At 63.4% G+C, this 14,614-nt stretch carries 16 protein-coding genes and 1 pseudogene; 6 read left to right on the top strand and 11 right to left on the bottom strand.

Going from position 1 to position 14,614, the window contains the following annotated elements:
• The first annotated feature begins 20 nt into the window (after positions 1-20).
• The 6 genes from NKL04_RS21980 to NKL04_RS22005 all read left to right on the top strand — a co-directional run bounded on the left by NKL04_RS21980 (position 21) and on the right by NKL04_RS22005 (position 4,093).
• Positions 21-245 (top strand): hypothetical protein, encoded by a 225-nt coding sequence (locus NKL04_RS21980; protein WP_023702666.1) that lies wholly within the window; start codon positions 21-23, stop codon positions 243-245.
• Positions 245-1,072: a formate dehydrogenase accessory sulfurtransferase FdhD gene (gene fdhD / locus NKL04_RS21985; RefSeq protein ID WP_023702665.1), complete on the top strand. Its 828-nt coding sequence runs from the start codon at positions 245-247 to the stop codon at positions 1,070-1,072. Before NKL04_RS21980 ends, fdhD begins: the two co-directional genes overlap by 1 nt.
• Positions 1,062-1,376: a formate dehydrogenase subunit delta gene (locus tag NKL04_RS21990; protein WP_023688796.1), complete on the top strand. Its 315-nt coding sequence runs from the start codon at positions 1,062-1,064 to the stop codon at positions 1,374-1,376. Before fdhD ends, NKL04_RS21990 begins: the two co-directional genes overlap by 11 nt.
• 134 nt (positions 1,377-1,510) lie before the next feature.
• Positions 1,511-3,064, top strand: coding sequence for an alpha/beta fold hydrolase (locus NKL04_RS21995; protein WP_023702664.1), 1,554 nt, complete (start codon positions 1,511-1,513; stop codon positions 3,062-3,064).
• A gap of 110 nt (positions 3,065-3,174) precedes the next feature.
• Positions 3,175-3,654, top strand: coding sequence for a carboxymuconolactone decarboxylase family protein (locus tag NKL04_RS22000; RefSeq protein ID WP_023688798.1), 480 nt, complete (start codon positions 3,175-3,177; stop codon positions 3,652-3,654).
• 76 nt (positions 3,655-3,730) lie between these two features.
• On the top strand, positions 3,731-4,093 hold the full coding sequence (locus NKL04_RS22005) for a nuclear transport factor 2 family protein (RefSeq protein ID WP_023688799.1): 363 nt from the start codon (positions 3,731-3,733) through the stop codon (positions 4,091-4,093).
• Positions 4,094-4,109: 16 nt separating this feature from the next.
• Here NKL04_RS22005 and NKL04_RS22010 read toward each other — a convergent pair whose 3' ends face one another.
• The 11 genes and pseudogenes from NKL04_RS22010 to NKL04_RS22060 form a co-directional block, all read right to left on the bottom strand.
• The gene (locus NKL04_RS22010; RefSeq protein ID WP_352724383.1) at positions 4,110-4,322 is read right to left on the bottom strand and encodes a hypothetical protein; all 213 of its coding nucleotides are present in this window, start codon (positions 4,320-4,322) and stop codon (positions 4,110-4,112) included.
• Positions 4,323-4,490: 168 nt separating this feature from the next.
• A complete protein-coding gene (locus tag NKL04_RS22015; RefSeq protein ID WP_023702662.1) occupies positions 4,491-5,189 on the bottom strand; it encodes a hypothetical protein in 699 nt (232 codons plus the stop codon).
• Positions 5,190-5,342: 153 nt separating this feature from the next.
• Positions 5,343-6,770 (bottom strand): gamma-aminobutyraldehyde dehydrogenase, encoded by a 1,428-nt coding sequence (locus NKL04_RS22020; protein WP_023702661.1) that lies wholly within the window; start codon positions 6,768-6,770, stop codon positions 5,343-5,345.
• A 105-nt stretch (positions 6,771-6,875) separates the two neighbouring features.
• Complete coding sequence (locus tag NKL04_RS22025) at positions 6,876-7,691, bottom strand: ABC transporter permease (protein WP_023702660.1); 816 nt, start codon at positions 7,689-7,691, stop codon at positions 6,876-6,878.
• The gene (locus NKL04_RS22030) at positions 7,681-8,646 is read right to left on the bottom strand and encodes an ABC transporter permease (RefSeq protein WP_023702659.1); all 966 of its coding nucleotides are present in this window, start codon (positions 8,644-8,646) and stop codon (positions 7,681-7,683) included. The genes NKL04_RS22025 and NKL04_RS22030 overlap by 11 nt, the downstream gene beginning before the upstream one ends.
• Positions 8,647-8,865: 219 nt before the next feature.
• Positions 8,866-9,864, bottom strand: a complete 999-nt coding sequence (locus NKL04_RS22035) for an ABC transporter ATP-binding protein (RefSeq protein ID WP_023715589.1) — start codon at positions 9,862-9,864, stop codon at positions 8,866-8,868.
• A gap of 203 nt (positions 9,865-10,067) precedes the next feature.
• Positions 10,068-11,222 carry an ABC transporter substrate-binding protein gene (locus NKL04_RS22040; RefSeq protein ID WP_023702657.1) on the bottom strand — a complete coding sequence of 385 codons (1,155 nt, stop codon included), beginning with the start codon at positions 11,220-11,222 and terminating at the stop codon, positions 10,068-10,070.
• A 210-nt stretch (positions 11,223-11,432) separates the two neighbouring features.
• A pseudogene (locus NKL04_RS22045) lies at positions 11,433-12,339 on the bottom strand (LysR family transcriptional regulator).
• A gap of 80 nt (positions 12,340-12,419) precedes the next feature.
• A complete protein-coding gene (locus NKL04_RS22050) occupies positions 12,420-13,031 on the bottom strand; it encodes a DedA family protein (protein WP_023702654.1) in 612 nt (203 codons plus the stop codon).
• A 55-nt stretch (positions 13,032-13,086) separates the two neighbouring features.
• A complete protein-coding gene (locus tag NKL04_RS22055) occupies positions 13,087-13,362 on the bottom strand; it encodes a hypothetical protein (protein ID WP_156941270.1) in 276 nt (91 codons plus the stop codon).
• 69 nt (positions 13,363-13,431) lie between these two features.
• The gene (locus tag NKL04_RS22060; protein WP_023685103.1) at positions 13,432-14,196 is read right to left on the bottom strand and encodes a DeoR/GlpR family DNA-binding transcription regulator; all 765 of its coding nucleotides are present in this window, start codon (positions 14,194-14,196) and stop codon (positions 13,432-13,434) included.
• Between the last annotated feature and the right edge of the window lie 418 nt (positions 14,197-14,614).

Raw genomic sequence — 14,614 nt, forward strand, 5'->3', positions numbered from 1 at the left:
CGCCGCCGGAGGAAACAAGAGTGACTCAAAAGGAAGCCTACGAAACGCTTCTGCGCCTATGTGAGAAGCAAGGCGCCGACCTGAACCAGTTTTCGTTCGATATCCAGGGACATGCTTCCGAGGAGGATTTCAACAACCTTCGCCGCATTGTCGCGTACATAATGGGCTACGGGCATCGTAAGGCCTATGAATCCATCGCGCGCGATGTTCCGGAACTGACACCGGATTGGATGAAGGGACCCTGATGCGCTCCCGCCAGCCAATCAGCCAGATCTCTCGCCTCGCCCACCGTGCAAGTGGCACCGCGGCGGCCAACCGTATGGTGCCGGAGGAGACGCCGGTGGCGTTCTCGTTTGCCGGCACCACACATGCGGTGATGATGGCGAGCCCCGCCGATTTCGAGGATTTTGCGCTCGGCTTCTCGCTGACCGAAGGCATCATCGCGTTGCCTGACGAGATAGAGGCGATCGAGGTCGAGGACCATGGCGCCGGGATCGATATCCAGATCCGGTTGAAGGACCAGGCCAATACGCGCTTCGAGGCGCGACGCAGGCGATTGGCCGGTCCGGTCGGCTGTGGGCTATGCGGCATCGAATCGATCGAGGAAGCGATGCGCTCGGTCGACAAGGTTGGTGCGTCCAAGCTTACGCTTGAAGCTGACGACATCGTTCGCTCGGTAAAGCTTTTGTCCAAGGTGCAGCCTCTGCATTCAGAAACCGGCGCCGTGCATGCAGCGGGCTTCTACATTCCCGGCAAAGGCATCGTCATGGCGCGCGAGGATGTCGGCCGTCACAATGCGCTGGACAAACTGGCCGGCGCGCTGGCCAAGGCCGGCATTGACGGTGCATCGGGCGCGGTGGTGGTGACATCACGCGTCTCGGTGGAGATGGTGCAGAAAACGGCGGCGATCGGCTCCGCCTTCATCATCGCCGTGTCGGCGCCGACAGCCCTTGCCATCCGCACCGCCGAAGAGGCCGGCATGACGCTGGTGGCGCTTGTGCGCGGCGACGATTTCGATGTTTTCACCCACCCGGAACGGGTGGTCTTGGGAGTTGCCCAGCATGTCGCATGACGAAGAACACATCACGAGCACCGGGGAAAAGCTGGTGCGCATGGCCAACCAGATCGCCGCCTTCTTCCATTCAAGGCCCCGCGAGGAAGGTGTGGCGGGCGTGGCCGAGCACATCAACAAGTTCTGGGAGCCCAGGATGCGCCGGCAGTTCTTCGAGATGCTGGACAGTGGCGGGGAAGGTTTTGACGAACTCGTCGTCGTGGCCTCGGCCAGGATCAAGCGGCCGAAGACCGAGGAGCAGGCCGATGTGAGCATCGGCTACGTCCAACCCACGGGTGCAGAGAGCGCCGCTCCCCAGAAATAGCCTCCCCCAGAAATGGCGGGCGAACACGGTTCGCCGCAGGCTATATTCCTGTCTTCTAAAGTTTGGCTGCCGCATCCGCCAGGCGTCTGCTATGGTCGGCGATCAGAAATCGTCTGGCCGGGCGGGATAGCAACGTGAGGCCGATCGAGACGCGATATGCCCTCAGCGGCGACGTGCGGATCGCCTATCAGGTGGTCGGCCAGGGATCGTTCGACCTGGTTTTCGTGCCCGGCTTCATCTCCAATCTCGACCTGCATTGGGAAGACGAGGGCTACGCCAGGCTCTTGAAACGGCTCTCGGCGTTCTCGCGGCTGATCTTGTTCGACAAGCGCGGCACCGGCCTGTCCGACCGCGTCGACCCACGCCACCTGCCCAGCCTCGAAACCCGCATGGACGATGTGCGCGCGGTGATGGATGCCACCGGCAGCGGCCGCGCGGCCTTGCTCGGCGCTTCGGAAGGCGCGCCGATGGCAATGTTGTTTGCCGCCACCTATCCGGAACGGACACGAGCGCTGGCGCTCTACGGCGGTTATGCGCATTTCCACAAATGGGTGATGTCGCCGGAGCGCCTCGAGGCCTTCATCGCGACGGCCGGCACGGAATGGGGCACGGGCGCCACACTGCCCAACTTCGCTCCCGGCCGGGTAGATGATGCGCATTTCACCCAGTGGTGGGCCCGCTTCGAGCGGCTGTCGGCCAGTCCGACGGCAGCGGCAGCCCTTGCCCGGATGAATGCCGGAATCGATGTGCGCGGCGTGCTTTCGGCGATCGGCGCACCGACACTGCTCATTCATCGCCGCAACGACGCGCGGGTCGACCCGGACGCCAGCCGCTTCCTGGAGAAAGAGATCGCCAATGCGCGATTGGTCGAGGTCCCCGGGCGCGACCACCCGATCTGGACCGGCGATGTCGACCGGGTGGCCGACCTGATCGAGGAGTTCCTGACCGGCGAGCGTGCCGTGGCCGAAGCGGAGCGCGTGCTTGCCGCTCTTCTGGCGACACGCATCTACGACACGGCGAGGGTGGGCGACCGCATGTGGAGCGAACGCAGCGAGCGTTTCCAGGAGAGCTGGCGGCAGCTGGTCGGCCGTCATGGCGGACGCGTCGCCGGCATCCACGGCGAATTGATGATCTCGCGCTTCGACGGGCCGGCGCGGGCCATACGCTGCGCGGCGGCACTGCGCGATGCGGCGCAACATATGGGCATTGCAAGCGCCCAGGGCGCCCATGTCGGTGAGGTCGAAATGCGCGGGCCGCCGGTGGGGCTGATGGCACGGGTGACGATGCAGATCGCCGCCCATGCCGGGCGCGGCGATATTCTGGCGTCGCGGCTGGCCGCCGATCTGGCGGCGGGGTCCGGCCTGCATTTCATCGATGCCGGGCGTGTCACGGTGGATGAGCTGGACGAGCCGCTGGCGCTGGTCCAGGCAACGTCGGAACAGCACCTGGAGCCGGCCTGCCGCCCCAAGGCGAAACCCGCCGAGCCGGCTCAACTGACGGCGCGCGAAAGCGAGGTGGTGATCCTGATCGCCGACGGCAAGAGCAATGCCGCGATCGCCGCCGAGCTGAGGCTCAGCGAGCATACGGTCAAGCGTCATGTCGCCAACATATTGCTGAAGCTCGATTTGCCGTCACGGGCGGCGGCAGCGGCATTTTCCGCCAGGCAGGCTGGCCCGGACGGGCCATAGGGACCATGGCGCTTTCGGGCGAAGCGGCCAGGTGGGGTCGAGGCGTACCAATTCTCTCCATGCAGGCCAGGCGGATGTCGCCGGGAAAGGCACTGCGGATGGAGGATGCAATGCTGAAGTCAAACAGGTCGATCAAATCGCTGGTGATAGCGGCAGGCGTTGGCGCGTTGTTCACGATCGCTCCCGCCAGAGCCGAGGATGCCTCGGCGGCCGCCGCCTACAAGGACATCGAGGCGACGCTCGGCTCAGTGCCGGACATGTTCAAGACGCTGCCCGATGTCGCGGTTGCCGGCGCCTGGGCCGAGATCAAGGGTGTGCAGCTCAACCCCAAGACCGCGCTCGACGGCAAGACCAAGGAACTGCTGGGGCTGGCCGTCGCCTCGCAGATCCCCTGCCAGTACTGCATCTATTTCCACACCGAGGCCGCCAAGCTCAATGGCGCGACCGATGAGGAGATCAAGGAGGCGATCGCGATGGCGGCGATCGTGCGCCACTGGTCGACGATGCTCAACGGCAGCCAGGTCGATTTCGCGACCTTCAAACAACAGACCGACGGCGTGTTCGCAGCCGTCAAAGCCAAGTCGCAGTGAAAGAAAATGCCGGGCGGTGCGCCGGGCATTGCTTGTGATCATTCAACCGCCCGATCAACGGGCCATGGAGGAGAAGATGCTGACCAAGACGCAGAGCGTGGACGGCGCGGCGATCAAGAAAGCGATCGAAGGACGGGACGGCAGGATGCTCGCTAGCTTCTATGCCGACGACGCACTGGTGCGGGTGATCGACCGCAACAATCCACCGAGCAAGCCGCGCGAGATCCGCGGCCGGGCGGCGATCAGCACCTTCTGGGACGACATCTGCAGCCGGGCGATGACCCACAAGGTCGACACCACCATCGCCGATGGCGACAATCTCGCCTTCACCCAGGCCTGCGCCTATCCGGACGGAACGAAAGTGTTCTGCGCGGCGATGCTGGAGCTGAAGAATGGGCGGATTGCACGACAGACCGTCGTGCAGGCCTGGGACGAGTAGTTCCACCGCGGAAAGATCAACCGCGGTTTGGGCCGCAAAACTGGAGGAGACAAAAATGTTCAGCGCCAGATGGCAGATCGACGCCAAGTTCGGGCACAAGCAGACCGTGCTCGACCTGTTGAAGAAATGGGAACGCGAGATCGGCTCTCAGGTCGGCATTGCCGATCTCGAGTTCCAGATCATGACCGGTTCGGTCGGAGCTCGGGAAGCGACGGTCGAATCGCATCATCAGGTCGAAGCCTTGCCCAGCTGGAGGGATTCTTCGCCAGGATCGGCAAGATCGACGCGCACGCCAAATGGGGCAAGGAGATGGAGCCCTACGTCGTTTCAGGCACCAGCCTTTGGAACATCTACCGCATCGTGGAGTAGCCGTGGCAGGTGCAGCAGTTTTCGGCCATCAGTTGCGGCGGCCGAAACTCGTCCGCTGCCCGGAAAACCGCCCTTCCCTGGCCGATCCGGCAGCCGCGACACGTGCCGGCTGATTGGGCAATGTGGCCTGCTTGGCCAGGGCCGCCGCTATCAAGGCGTCGGCCTGGCGCGCGCGCTGGTCCGCGCCGGCATCTCCGGCAGGGTTGCCCGCCACGGCGGAGGTCAACATCCGCCGGCGGGGTTTGAAAGCAACATAGAGAAGCAACGCGCCGAGCAGTCCAGCCCCAATGACGATCGTCAAACGCGTGCCGGTCATGCCGGTGCGTTCGATCTGGGTGGGGTTGACGGGGTTCTGGACGACGGTGAGCTTGTCGCCGACCTGCGGTTCGCGGGCACCGTTCTTGTTCAGCTCCATCGTGGCCTCGACGGCGTCGGCGCCGGTGCCGACGCGCAAGGTGCCGGTGAATTTCTGGGTCACCTTCCACTCTTTGTCAGCATGAACCGTCTTGAACGCATCCACCAGTTCGCACGGGATCGTGGCGGTGCTGACGGTCTTGTAGACAATCTTGTGGGCGGTCGATTCCATGTCGCATTCGACATTGACCGCGAGGATTTCAGCAGGCGCCTCGGGCCAGCCGCTCTTCTTGATCATGTCCTTGCCGCCGAACACAGCGATCAGCAGACAGAAGCCGCCAATGAGTACCAGCTTGATCTTGGTCGTGTTCATGCGCAAACCCCTCGCCGCGCGGTTTCCCGGCAAGAGGCTGCTCGTTCAGGTTGAATATTCAGTAAATCGTGAACTCCCGCCGTACCGCAAAAGTAACTCTCGCTTAATGTACAGAAAACGGGTTGGCGAACATTTTAGAGATATTGGCAGCCTCTACCCATGCGCGACCATCACATGACGAACGGCGGTATAATCCTCCAGCGCATAGAGAGACATGTCCTTGCCGTAGCCAGACTGCTTCAGCCCGCCATGCGGCATCTCGTTGGTCAGCATGAAATGGGTGTTGATCCAGGTGCAGCCATATTGCAGACGGGCGGCCGTCGCCATGGCGCGCGAGACGTTCTTGGTCCACACCGAGGATGCCAGGCCGTAGTCGCTGTCATTGGCCCAGTTCACGGCTTCATCGACTTCGGAGAAGCGGGTGATGGAGACGACCGGACCGAACACTTCGCGGCGCACGATCTCGTCTTCCTGCAGCGCGCCGGCAACCACCGTCGGCTGGTAATAGAAGCCGGAGCCTTCGCCCGGCTTGCCGCCGGTGGTGATCTCGATGTGCTTCAGTTCCGAAGCGCGCTCGACGAAGCTCGAGACTCGATCGCGCTGGCGGCGCGAGATCAGCGGCCCGATCTCGTTTTCGGTGTCGTCGGGCTGGTTGTATTTGATGGTCGAGACGGCAGATGAGAGATCGGCGACGAGCTTGTCGTAGATCTTCTTGCCGGCATAGATGCGGCAGGCGGCTGTACAATCCTGCCCGGCATTGTAGTAGCCGAAAGCGCGCAGGCCGTTGACCACGGCGCCGAGGTCGGCATCGTCGAAAACGATGACCGGCGCCTTGCCGCCGAGTTCCAGATGCGTGCGCTTGACCGACTTGGCGGCGGCCTGCAGCACCTTCTTGCCCGTGGCGACGTCGCCGGTGATCGAAATCATGTTGACCTTGGCGTGATTGATCAGCGTGTTGCCGACGCTGTCGCCGCGGCCGAGCACGACATTGACGACGCCCTCGGGCAGCACCTCGGCCAGGATCCTGGCCAGCTTCAGCGCCGTCAGCGGCGTCTGCTCCGACGGCTTGAAGACGACGGTGTTGCCGCCGGCAATGGCCGGCGCCAGCTTCCAGGCCATCATCATCAGTGGATAGTTCCACGGCGCGATGGAAGCGACGATGCCGATCGGGTCGCGCCGCACCATCGAGGTGTGGCCGGGAATGTATTCGCCGGCGACCACGCCCGGCATCGAACGCACAGCGCCGGCAAAGAAGCGATAGCAGTCGACGATCGCCGGGATCTCGTCATTGAGCACGGCGTTGATCGGCTTGCCGCAATTCAGCGCCTCGAGCGCCGCGAACTCCCGCGCGTTGGCCTCGATGCGGTCGGCGATCTTGAGGAGATAGCCGGAGCGCTGCGCCGGCGTTGTGCGTGACCACAAGACGAACGCTCGCTCGGCGGCAGTAACAGCCGCCTCGATCTGCGCCTGGCTGGCTTCAGGCAAATTGAGAATGGTCGCCCCGGTCTTTGGATTCAGAATCGGCTCCTCGGTCTCGGTGCCGTTCTCGAAGCTCGAGCCGATCAGCATCTGGGTGTCCATGCAGGTTCTCCTCGGTCAGGAGCGAGTAGCGAATAGCGAGTAGCGAATAGGGCTGGTCGTGCAATCTCCCCTATTCGCTGTTCGCTACTCCCTATTCGCTGTTCTTCATTTGCCCGAACCGGCGATCTGGTCGCCGTCGCGGGTCAGGTAATAGGCGGCAAGGATGGGCAGCAGCGTCACCAGCACCACGACCATGGCGACGACATTGGTGACCGGACGCTGGCGTGGGCGGATCAGCTCTTCCAGCATCCAGATCGGCACGGTCTGCTGCTGGCCGGCGGTGAAGGTGGTGACGATGACCTCGTCGAAGGAGAGCGCGAAGGCGAGCATCCCCCCGGCAAGCAGAGCGGTGGCGATGTTGGGCAGCACGACGTGCCGGAAGGTCTGGAAGCCGTCGGCGCCGAGATCCATCGAGGCCTCGATCATTGAGCCGGAAGCGCGGCGGAAACGGGCGACCGCATTGTTGTAGACGACGACAACGCAGAAGGTGGCGTGGCCGAGCACGATCGTCCAGAACGAGAACGGTATGTCGGCCAGTGAGAAGGCGGAGCGCAATGCGATGCCGGTGATGATGCCGGGCAGTGCGATCGGCAGGATGACGAGCAGCGAGATGGTCTCGCGGCCGAAGAATTTCGTCCGCGACACGGCGGCGGCGCACAGCGTGCCCAGGATCAAGGCAATCGCGGTCGAGATGGCGGCGACGCGGACCGACAGCGACAGCGCCTGCCAGACATCCGGCCGGTTCCAGGTGACGGCGAACCATTGTGTGGTCAGCCCCGGCGGCGGCCAGACGAAGCTCTTCTCTTCCGTGGTGAAGGCGTAGACGAAGATCAACAAGATCGGCAGATGCAGGAACAGCAGGCCGCAGGCGGCAGCGATCTTGAGGCCGAGCGGAGCGGATTGCGAACCGTCAGAGCGCATCGAAGGCCCCCATGCGCTTGGCGCCCCAGAGATAGAAACCCATGATGACGATGGGCACGACGGTGAAGGCTGCGGCGAGCGGGATGTTGCCGGCTGTGCCTTGCTGCGAATAGACGGCCTGCCCGATGAACAGCCGCGATGTGCCGATGATCTGTGGGATGATGTAGTCGCCCAGCGTCAGCGAGAAGGTGAAGATCGAGCCGGCGACGATGCCGGGCAGCGCCAGCGGGAACAGCACGTTGCGGAAGGTCTGGCCCGGCGATGCGCCGAGATCGGAGGACGCCTCGACCAGATTGCCGGGCACGCGCTCCAATGCCGCCTGCACCGGCAGGATCATGAACGGCAGCCAGACATAGACGAAAGCGATGAAGGTGCCGGTGGCGGAGACCGACAGGGAATTGCCGCCGACGACCGGCAGCGACAGCCAGCCATCGAGCACCCAGAGCAGATGCAATTTGGCGAGCAGCCAGGTCAAAATGCCTTCCTTGGCGAGGATCAGCTTCCAGGCGTAGATCTTGACGAGGTAACTCGACCATAGCGGCAGCATGACGCCGAGATAGAACAGCGCCTTCCAGCGGCCGCGGGCATAGCGCGCCGCATAATAGGCGATCGGGAAGGCGATGACGGCCGAGGCCAGCGTGACCAGCACCGCCATCGTCACCGTGCGCAGGATGATGTCGAGATTGGCGGGCTGGAACAGGTCGCCATAGGTCTTCAGCGTGAATTCGTGGTTGATGAGGCCGGAGAACTCGTCGATCGAAAAAAAGCTCTGCGCCAGAAGTGCGAACAACGAGCCGATATAGACAACGCCGAGCCATAGAACCGGCGGCAGCAGCATGAGGAACAGCAGCAGTTGCGGCTTGCGCCAGAAAAGGTCCGACAGTGCGCCGCGCATGCCACCGCTGCCGGGCAGGATGGCGGGGGCGGAGGTTGAGTTGAGCGCGGCGATGGTCATGGGGCGACCGCGTGCTGAAGGAACCCTGAGAAGCCGCGTTCCTTCACACCCCCCTCTGTCCTGCCGGACATCTCCCCCTCAAGGGGGAGATCAGCAGTTTCGCTGCCTCGCCAAATCCCCAACGTTGAAGATTGGCGAAACCGGGAGGAACAGCCAATCTCCCCGCTTGAGGGGGAGATGTCCGGCAGGACAGAGGGGGGTGCTTGGCGCAAACCTCAATCATGCCGGCTCGTCCATCAAATGCAAATGCTCGCGGTTGAACGTCAGCACCACCGCTTCGCCTTTCGCCGGCAGCTTTGTCCCGGCCGGTACGATGGCGTGCAGCCTCAACCCGTCGGCGTCGAGCGTCAGCTTGGTCGTAGCGCCGAGATAGTTGGTTCCGACCAGGCGCGCGGCGACGCCCTCGCCTTTGGCGGCGCGGCCGATGCGGATGGATTCGGGACGCAGGCTGCCCCAGCGGTGCTGGCCGGAATAGCGCTGGACGAAGTCCGGCGGCAGTACGTTGGAGGAGCCGACGAAATCGGCGACGAAGCGGGTCTTCGGCCGCTGGTAGATGTCTTCCGGCGTGCCGATCTGCATGATCTTGCCGTCATTGAAGACGGCGACGCGGTCGGCCATCGACAGCGCTTCGCCCTGGTCGTGGGTGACGAAGACGAAGGTGATGCCGAGCGCCTTCTGCAGCGACTTCAGCTCTTCCTGCATGTTCTCGCGCAGCTTGAGGTCGAGCGCGCCGAGCGGCTCGTCGAGCAAAAGCACCTTGGGCTGGTTGACCAGCGCACGGGCCAGCGCGACGCGCTGGCGTTGGCCGCCGGAGAGCTGGCCGGGACGGCGGGCGCCATAGCCGGGAAGCCGCACCAGTGACAATGCCTCTTCCGCCGCCTTCTGCTGCTGCGGCTTGGCGATGCCCTTGACCATCAGCCCGTAGGCGACATTGTCCAGCACGTTCAAATGCGGGAACAGCGCGTAGTCCTGGAACACCGTGTTGACGTTGCGGCGATAGGGCGGCACGCCCTCGGCTCGGTCGCCGAAGATCGAGATCGAGCCCGAGGTCGGCTGCTCGAAGCCGGCGATGAGGCGCAGGCAGGTCGTCTTGCCGGACCCCGACGGACCGAGCATGGCGAAGAACTCGCCCGGCACGATATCGAGATCGACCGCATCGACGGCGCGCACGCTGCCGAAATGGCGAGAGACTTTCTGGAAGGAAACGGCCGATGTCATGGGCTGTCCGTCTGTTGCCGGTTTGTGTTCGTCGAAATAGCTCTTGCCGCCACCAATCAGGCCAGCGGGCACGGCACTTCACCTCCCCCTCGATGGGGGAGGTCGCGGCGAAGCCGCGGGTGGGGTGACTAGCACCGGACGTCAGCGTTGCCCCCCCGACGCTGCGCGTCGACCCTCCCCACAAGGGGGAGGGTTAAGGGAGCTCACCGCCCGCCGATGACGCCGATATAGTCGGACACCCAGCGGTAGTAGGGCACGCAGTGGTCGTTCTGGGTGGCGCACTTCGAGACCGGCGTCTTCCAGAACTTGATCTTGTCGAAGTTCTCGTAGCCGTTGGTCTTGCAGCCTTCCTCGCCGAGCAGCTCGTTGCCCTTGCAGGCAGCGGGCACCACGGGGAGCGAGCCGAACCAGGCCGAGACATCGCCTTGCACCTTGGGCGACAGCGAATGCTCAAGCCACATATAGGCGCAGTTGGGATGCGCGGCGTCGGCCTCCATCATGGTGGTGTCGGCCCAGCCGGTGACGCCTTCTTCCGGCACGGTCGAGGCGACCGGCTTCTTGGCGGCAACCAGCGTGTTGACCTGGTAAGGCCACGAACCGGAAGCGACGACGCCTTCGTTCTGGAAGTCGTCGACCTGGATGGCGGCGTCATGCCAGTAGCGGCCGACCAGCGTCCGCTGAACACGCAGCAGCTCGAGCGCTGCCTTGTACTGGTCTTCGTTCAGTTCGTACGGGTCCTTGATGCCGAGTTCCGGCTTGTGGAACATCAAATAGTTGGCGGCGTCGGCGATGTGGATCGGGCCGTCATAGGCCTGGACGCGGCCCTTGTTGGACTTGCCGTCCGGCAGGTTCATTTCCTCGAAGACGACGTTCCAGCTCTTGGGCGCTTCCTTGAAGACATCGGTGTTGTACATCAGGATGTTCGGGCCCCACTGATAGGGAACGCCGTAATGCACCTTGTCGACGGTGAACCAGGGCGCATCCTTCAGACGGTCGTCTACCGCCTTCCAGCTCGGGATGAGATCGGTGTTGATCGGCTGCACGCGCTTGCCGGCAACGAGGCGCAGCGATGCGTCACCCGAAGCGGTGACTAGATCGAACCCACCCTCATTCATCAGCGAGACCATCTCGTCGGAGGTGTTCGCGGTCTTGACGTTGACCTTGCAGCCGCTCTCCTTCTCGAAGGAGGTCACCCAGTCATAGCCCTTGTCGGTTTCGCCGCGCTCGATGTACCCCGGCCAGGCAACGATGCTGACCTCGCCTTCGCCCTTGCCGAGCTCCTTGACCTGGGCGACAGCCTGACCGGAAAAGGTTAGCGCGACCGTCAAGGCGGTGCACGTCTTCAGAAATGAGTACATCGTCAATCTCCCATTTGGCGCCTGACTGCGAAGCGAGTCGCCGCCGCGGTCAGCCGCAGGCTGAAAAGCGTCAGTTCATCCGATGGCACGTTGCCGCTCTGATGGCGGCTTTCGTCCCTGACATGAAAAGTGCTCGGAAAATTCCGGTTTCGCAAATTCATTTATCAGAAACGCGATATCGGTTTTTCCGATAGATAACCACGCACCCTATCAACGCTGCTGGCGTACCATACGTTGCGACTGGGCAAGGCCGATGAAGTCGCGCGACGCCTGCGGCAGACCGGAGCCGCGGCGCCATGCCGACCTGGACGACCGGCAGGGAACCCGAAATGTCGCGCGATTCGATGCGGTCGCCTTCCAGCGACCACGGCCGGTAGACTAGGTCGGGCAGCAACGCCACGCCCGCACCTGTGGCGACGAGGCTGCGAACGGCTTCGACCGACCGGGTGCGAAAGGCGACATGCGGCCTGGCGCCGATCGCCGCCAGAAGCTTGCCGGTGTTCTCCTCGATCTCGTCGACGGTCAGCATGATCAGCGGCTCGCCGGCAATGTCGCCTATGCCGATAATGTCGGCGCTGGCCAGCTTGTGGCCGAGCGGGACCCACAGCCGGTAGGCCGAGACCTCGAGGATTTCCGACTGCAGCGCGGTGCGGTCGCGCAAATTGGAGGTGACCATGACGGCAATGTCGAGCTTGCCGCCGATCAGCAGATGTTCGAGATAGTCGCCATTGTCCTCGATAGCCGAGACATCAATGCCGGGATAGGCGCGGCGGTAGCGCGCCAGCAGATCGGACAGCACATAGCCCGCGACCAGCGAGGTGACGCCGAGCTGCAGCCGCCCGCCGGCCACCACCTGGTCGTCGGAAAAAGCGCGGCGCGCGTCGGAGACGTCGGCCAGGATCTTGGTCGCATGGCGCAGGAACTGGTGGCCTTTGTGAGTAATGTTGAGGCCACGTGGATGGCGCTCGAACAATTCGACGCCGAGATCGCTCTCCAGCTCCTTGATCGCCTCGGTGACCGAGGATTGCGAGATGGAGAGGTTTTGTGCGGCGCCCGACACCGTGCCTTGCTCGGCGACGGCAATGAAGAACTGCAACTGGCGGATGGTGAAAGCCATGGCCGGACTAAACACCGGCGCGACGGGGAAGGAAAGCCGAAGGCGGGCCTTATACCCATACGGCTTGAGGCGCCTCCTGGTCAGCGGAATCCGAGGCGCCGCCGGCAGGCTGAACCGTAGCGCAGCGCGAGCATAAACGCCGTCTCCAGCGCCAAAACGATGACGATGATGCGAAAGCCGATGGCATAGGAATCCCGGCCGCTGCCGCGCATAAGGTAGCCGGTGACGAGGAAGCCGGTGTTCCATAGCGTGGCGCCGAGCAGCGTCGCCGCCGCGAAGGGCAAGAGTGGAAGACGGAGCGCGCCGGCCGCGATCGGCAGATAGTTGCGAACCGTCGGGATGAACTGCGCCAGCAAGGAGACCCGGACATGATGGCGGCGGTAGGCCTGACCAAGCTTGCTGTAGGTCGCATAGCGCAAGCAGACATATTTGCCGAAACGCTCGACCAGCCTGTCGGCACGATCCAATCCAATCCTACGGCCCACACTATACCAGACAAGGCAGCCTGTGATGGCGGACAGCGTCGTCACCAGAAGCAGGATCGCCAGCGCCAGGAGATCGGAGGCTGCCGTCATGCCGAGGAACAGCAGCAGCACATGCGAGGGCGGCAGCGGCAGGATCTTTTCAGTGAAGGCGAGACAGCCGACACCAAGCAGGCCGAAGCCCAGGATCGCCGACAGTGGATCAGTCATGCGAAGCGCCAGTCATAGGTTTTGAGGTTCTTGATCCTGGACACCTTATACACCGTCATACACCGTCGCCGGCGGAAAGTTGCGGAATGTCCAGCCAAGCCGGGTCCGCTTCCAGGTCGGAGCGCGCAAGCGTCCAGGAAAGACAAGGCATCGTTTGCAGCATGGTGGCCTCATTGGTGATGCGGGCGATTCGCCCGGCCCGCATTTCGACGAGGCGCTGTTTGCGGCTGCCAAGTTGCATGGACATTGCGAAGAGCGGGATGATTGAAAAAAGCAATTTTTCACCAGAACGACATCTTATGCGGCCGGCGACGCGGCGCGCATGATGCACAACATCGCCTTCGTGGTATCGGGTGGCGGCATGGGCCGGGATCGCGGCGCGCCAGTCGCTGGTGTTTGGCTAGGCCGCAGCGATGCTGAGGCGCGCTCCAGCCTCGGCAAGTGCCGAGGCAATGTCGCGCGGCGGCGGCTGGTCGGTGGCGAGTTCGGAAAAACCGTCGAAGCCGCAGACCTGGACCAGACCCTGGCGACCGAACTTGGTGTGGTCGGTGATGACCAGCGAGCGCTGGCCGCGCGACAGCACCATGCGGGCGAACTCCGCCTCTTCCAGATCGTAGTCGGCAAGGCCTGCGGCGGCATCGACGGCGCCGATCGAAATCACCGCATGGCTGACCGAGAAGCGGCTGACGAAATCGATCGCCGAGGCGCCGAAGGCGGCCCCGGAATCGCTGCGCAATTCGCCCCCGGCCATATAGACCTTGTTGCCGTTGACGGTGGCCAGCGTGCGGGCGATATCGGACGAGTTGGTGACGACCGTCAGCCGCCGGTGGCCGAGCAGTTCGCGGGCCAGGAACGAGGTCGTGGTGCCGGTGTCCAGCATGACCGATTCACCGTCGCGAATGGTGGCAGCGACCATGCGGGCGATCAGCCGCTTGGCCTCGGCATTGTCGCGCATGCGCCGCTCGAACGGCGCTTCGCCGGCCATCGACGGCAGGCCGATGGCGCCATGCATCTTGAGCACCGAGCCATTGCCGGTCAGTGGCTTGACATCCCGGCGCACCGTTTCAAGCGAAACCCCCAGCCGGTCGGCGAGGCTGGCAATGGTGACGGTGCCCTCTTCCTTGAGGAGGCGGAGGATTTCGCCATGCCGTTTCGAATGGATCATCTGGCTTCCTCAATTTGCGGCCTGCCCGGTTTTAGGGCAATGCCGCCGTTTTTAAAGGAATTGCTCGTGGTTTCGGGCAAAACACCCAAAAAAAGTCACAACATTTCATTGACAGTTAGGTAGCACTGGCGTGACATTGACGGCGTGACAGCTTCGGAACTGCCACGGGAGGGTGATGGCAGAGCCGCAATTCACGGACCGGACCGTCTGGCCAGACCGTCTGGGTTTGAACTGGCACAAAAGTTTCTCAAATCCGCGGGGGCGGAGACCGGGTATCAAAACCTGGCCAGAGGGGCTCGTCGGTGCGGCGCGGGATAGGAGTTCCTGCGTCCCGCACCGACGAGATTTTTTGCGTTTCCCAACGCTCGTTGCGCGGCGCATGGCGCCCAAGAAAGCTCCGCAAAAGTCAGGGATGGTC

This window comes from Mesorhizobium sp. C264A (genome assembly GCF_040324515.1).
Classification (GTDB): domain Bacteria; phylum Pseudomonadota; class Alphaproteobacteria; order Rhizobiales; family Rhizobiaceae; genus Mesorhizobium.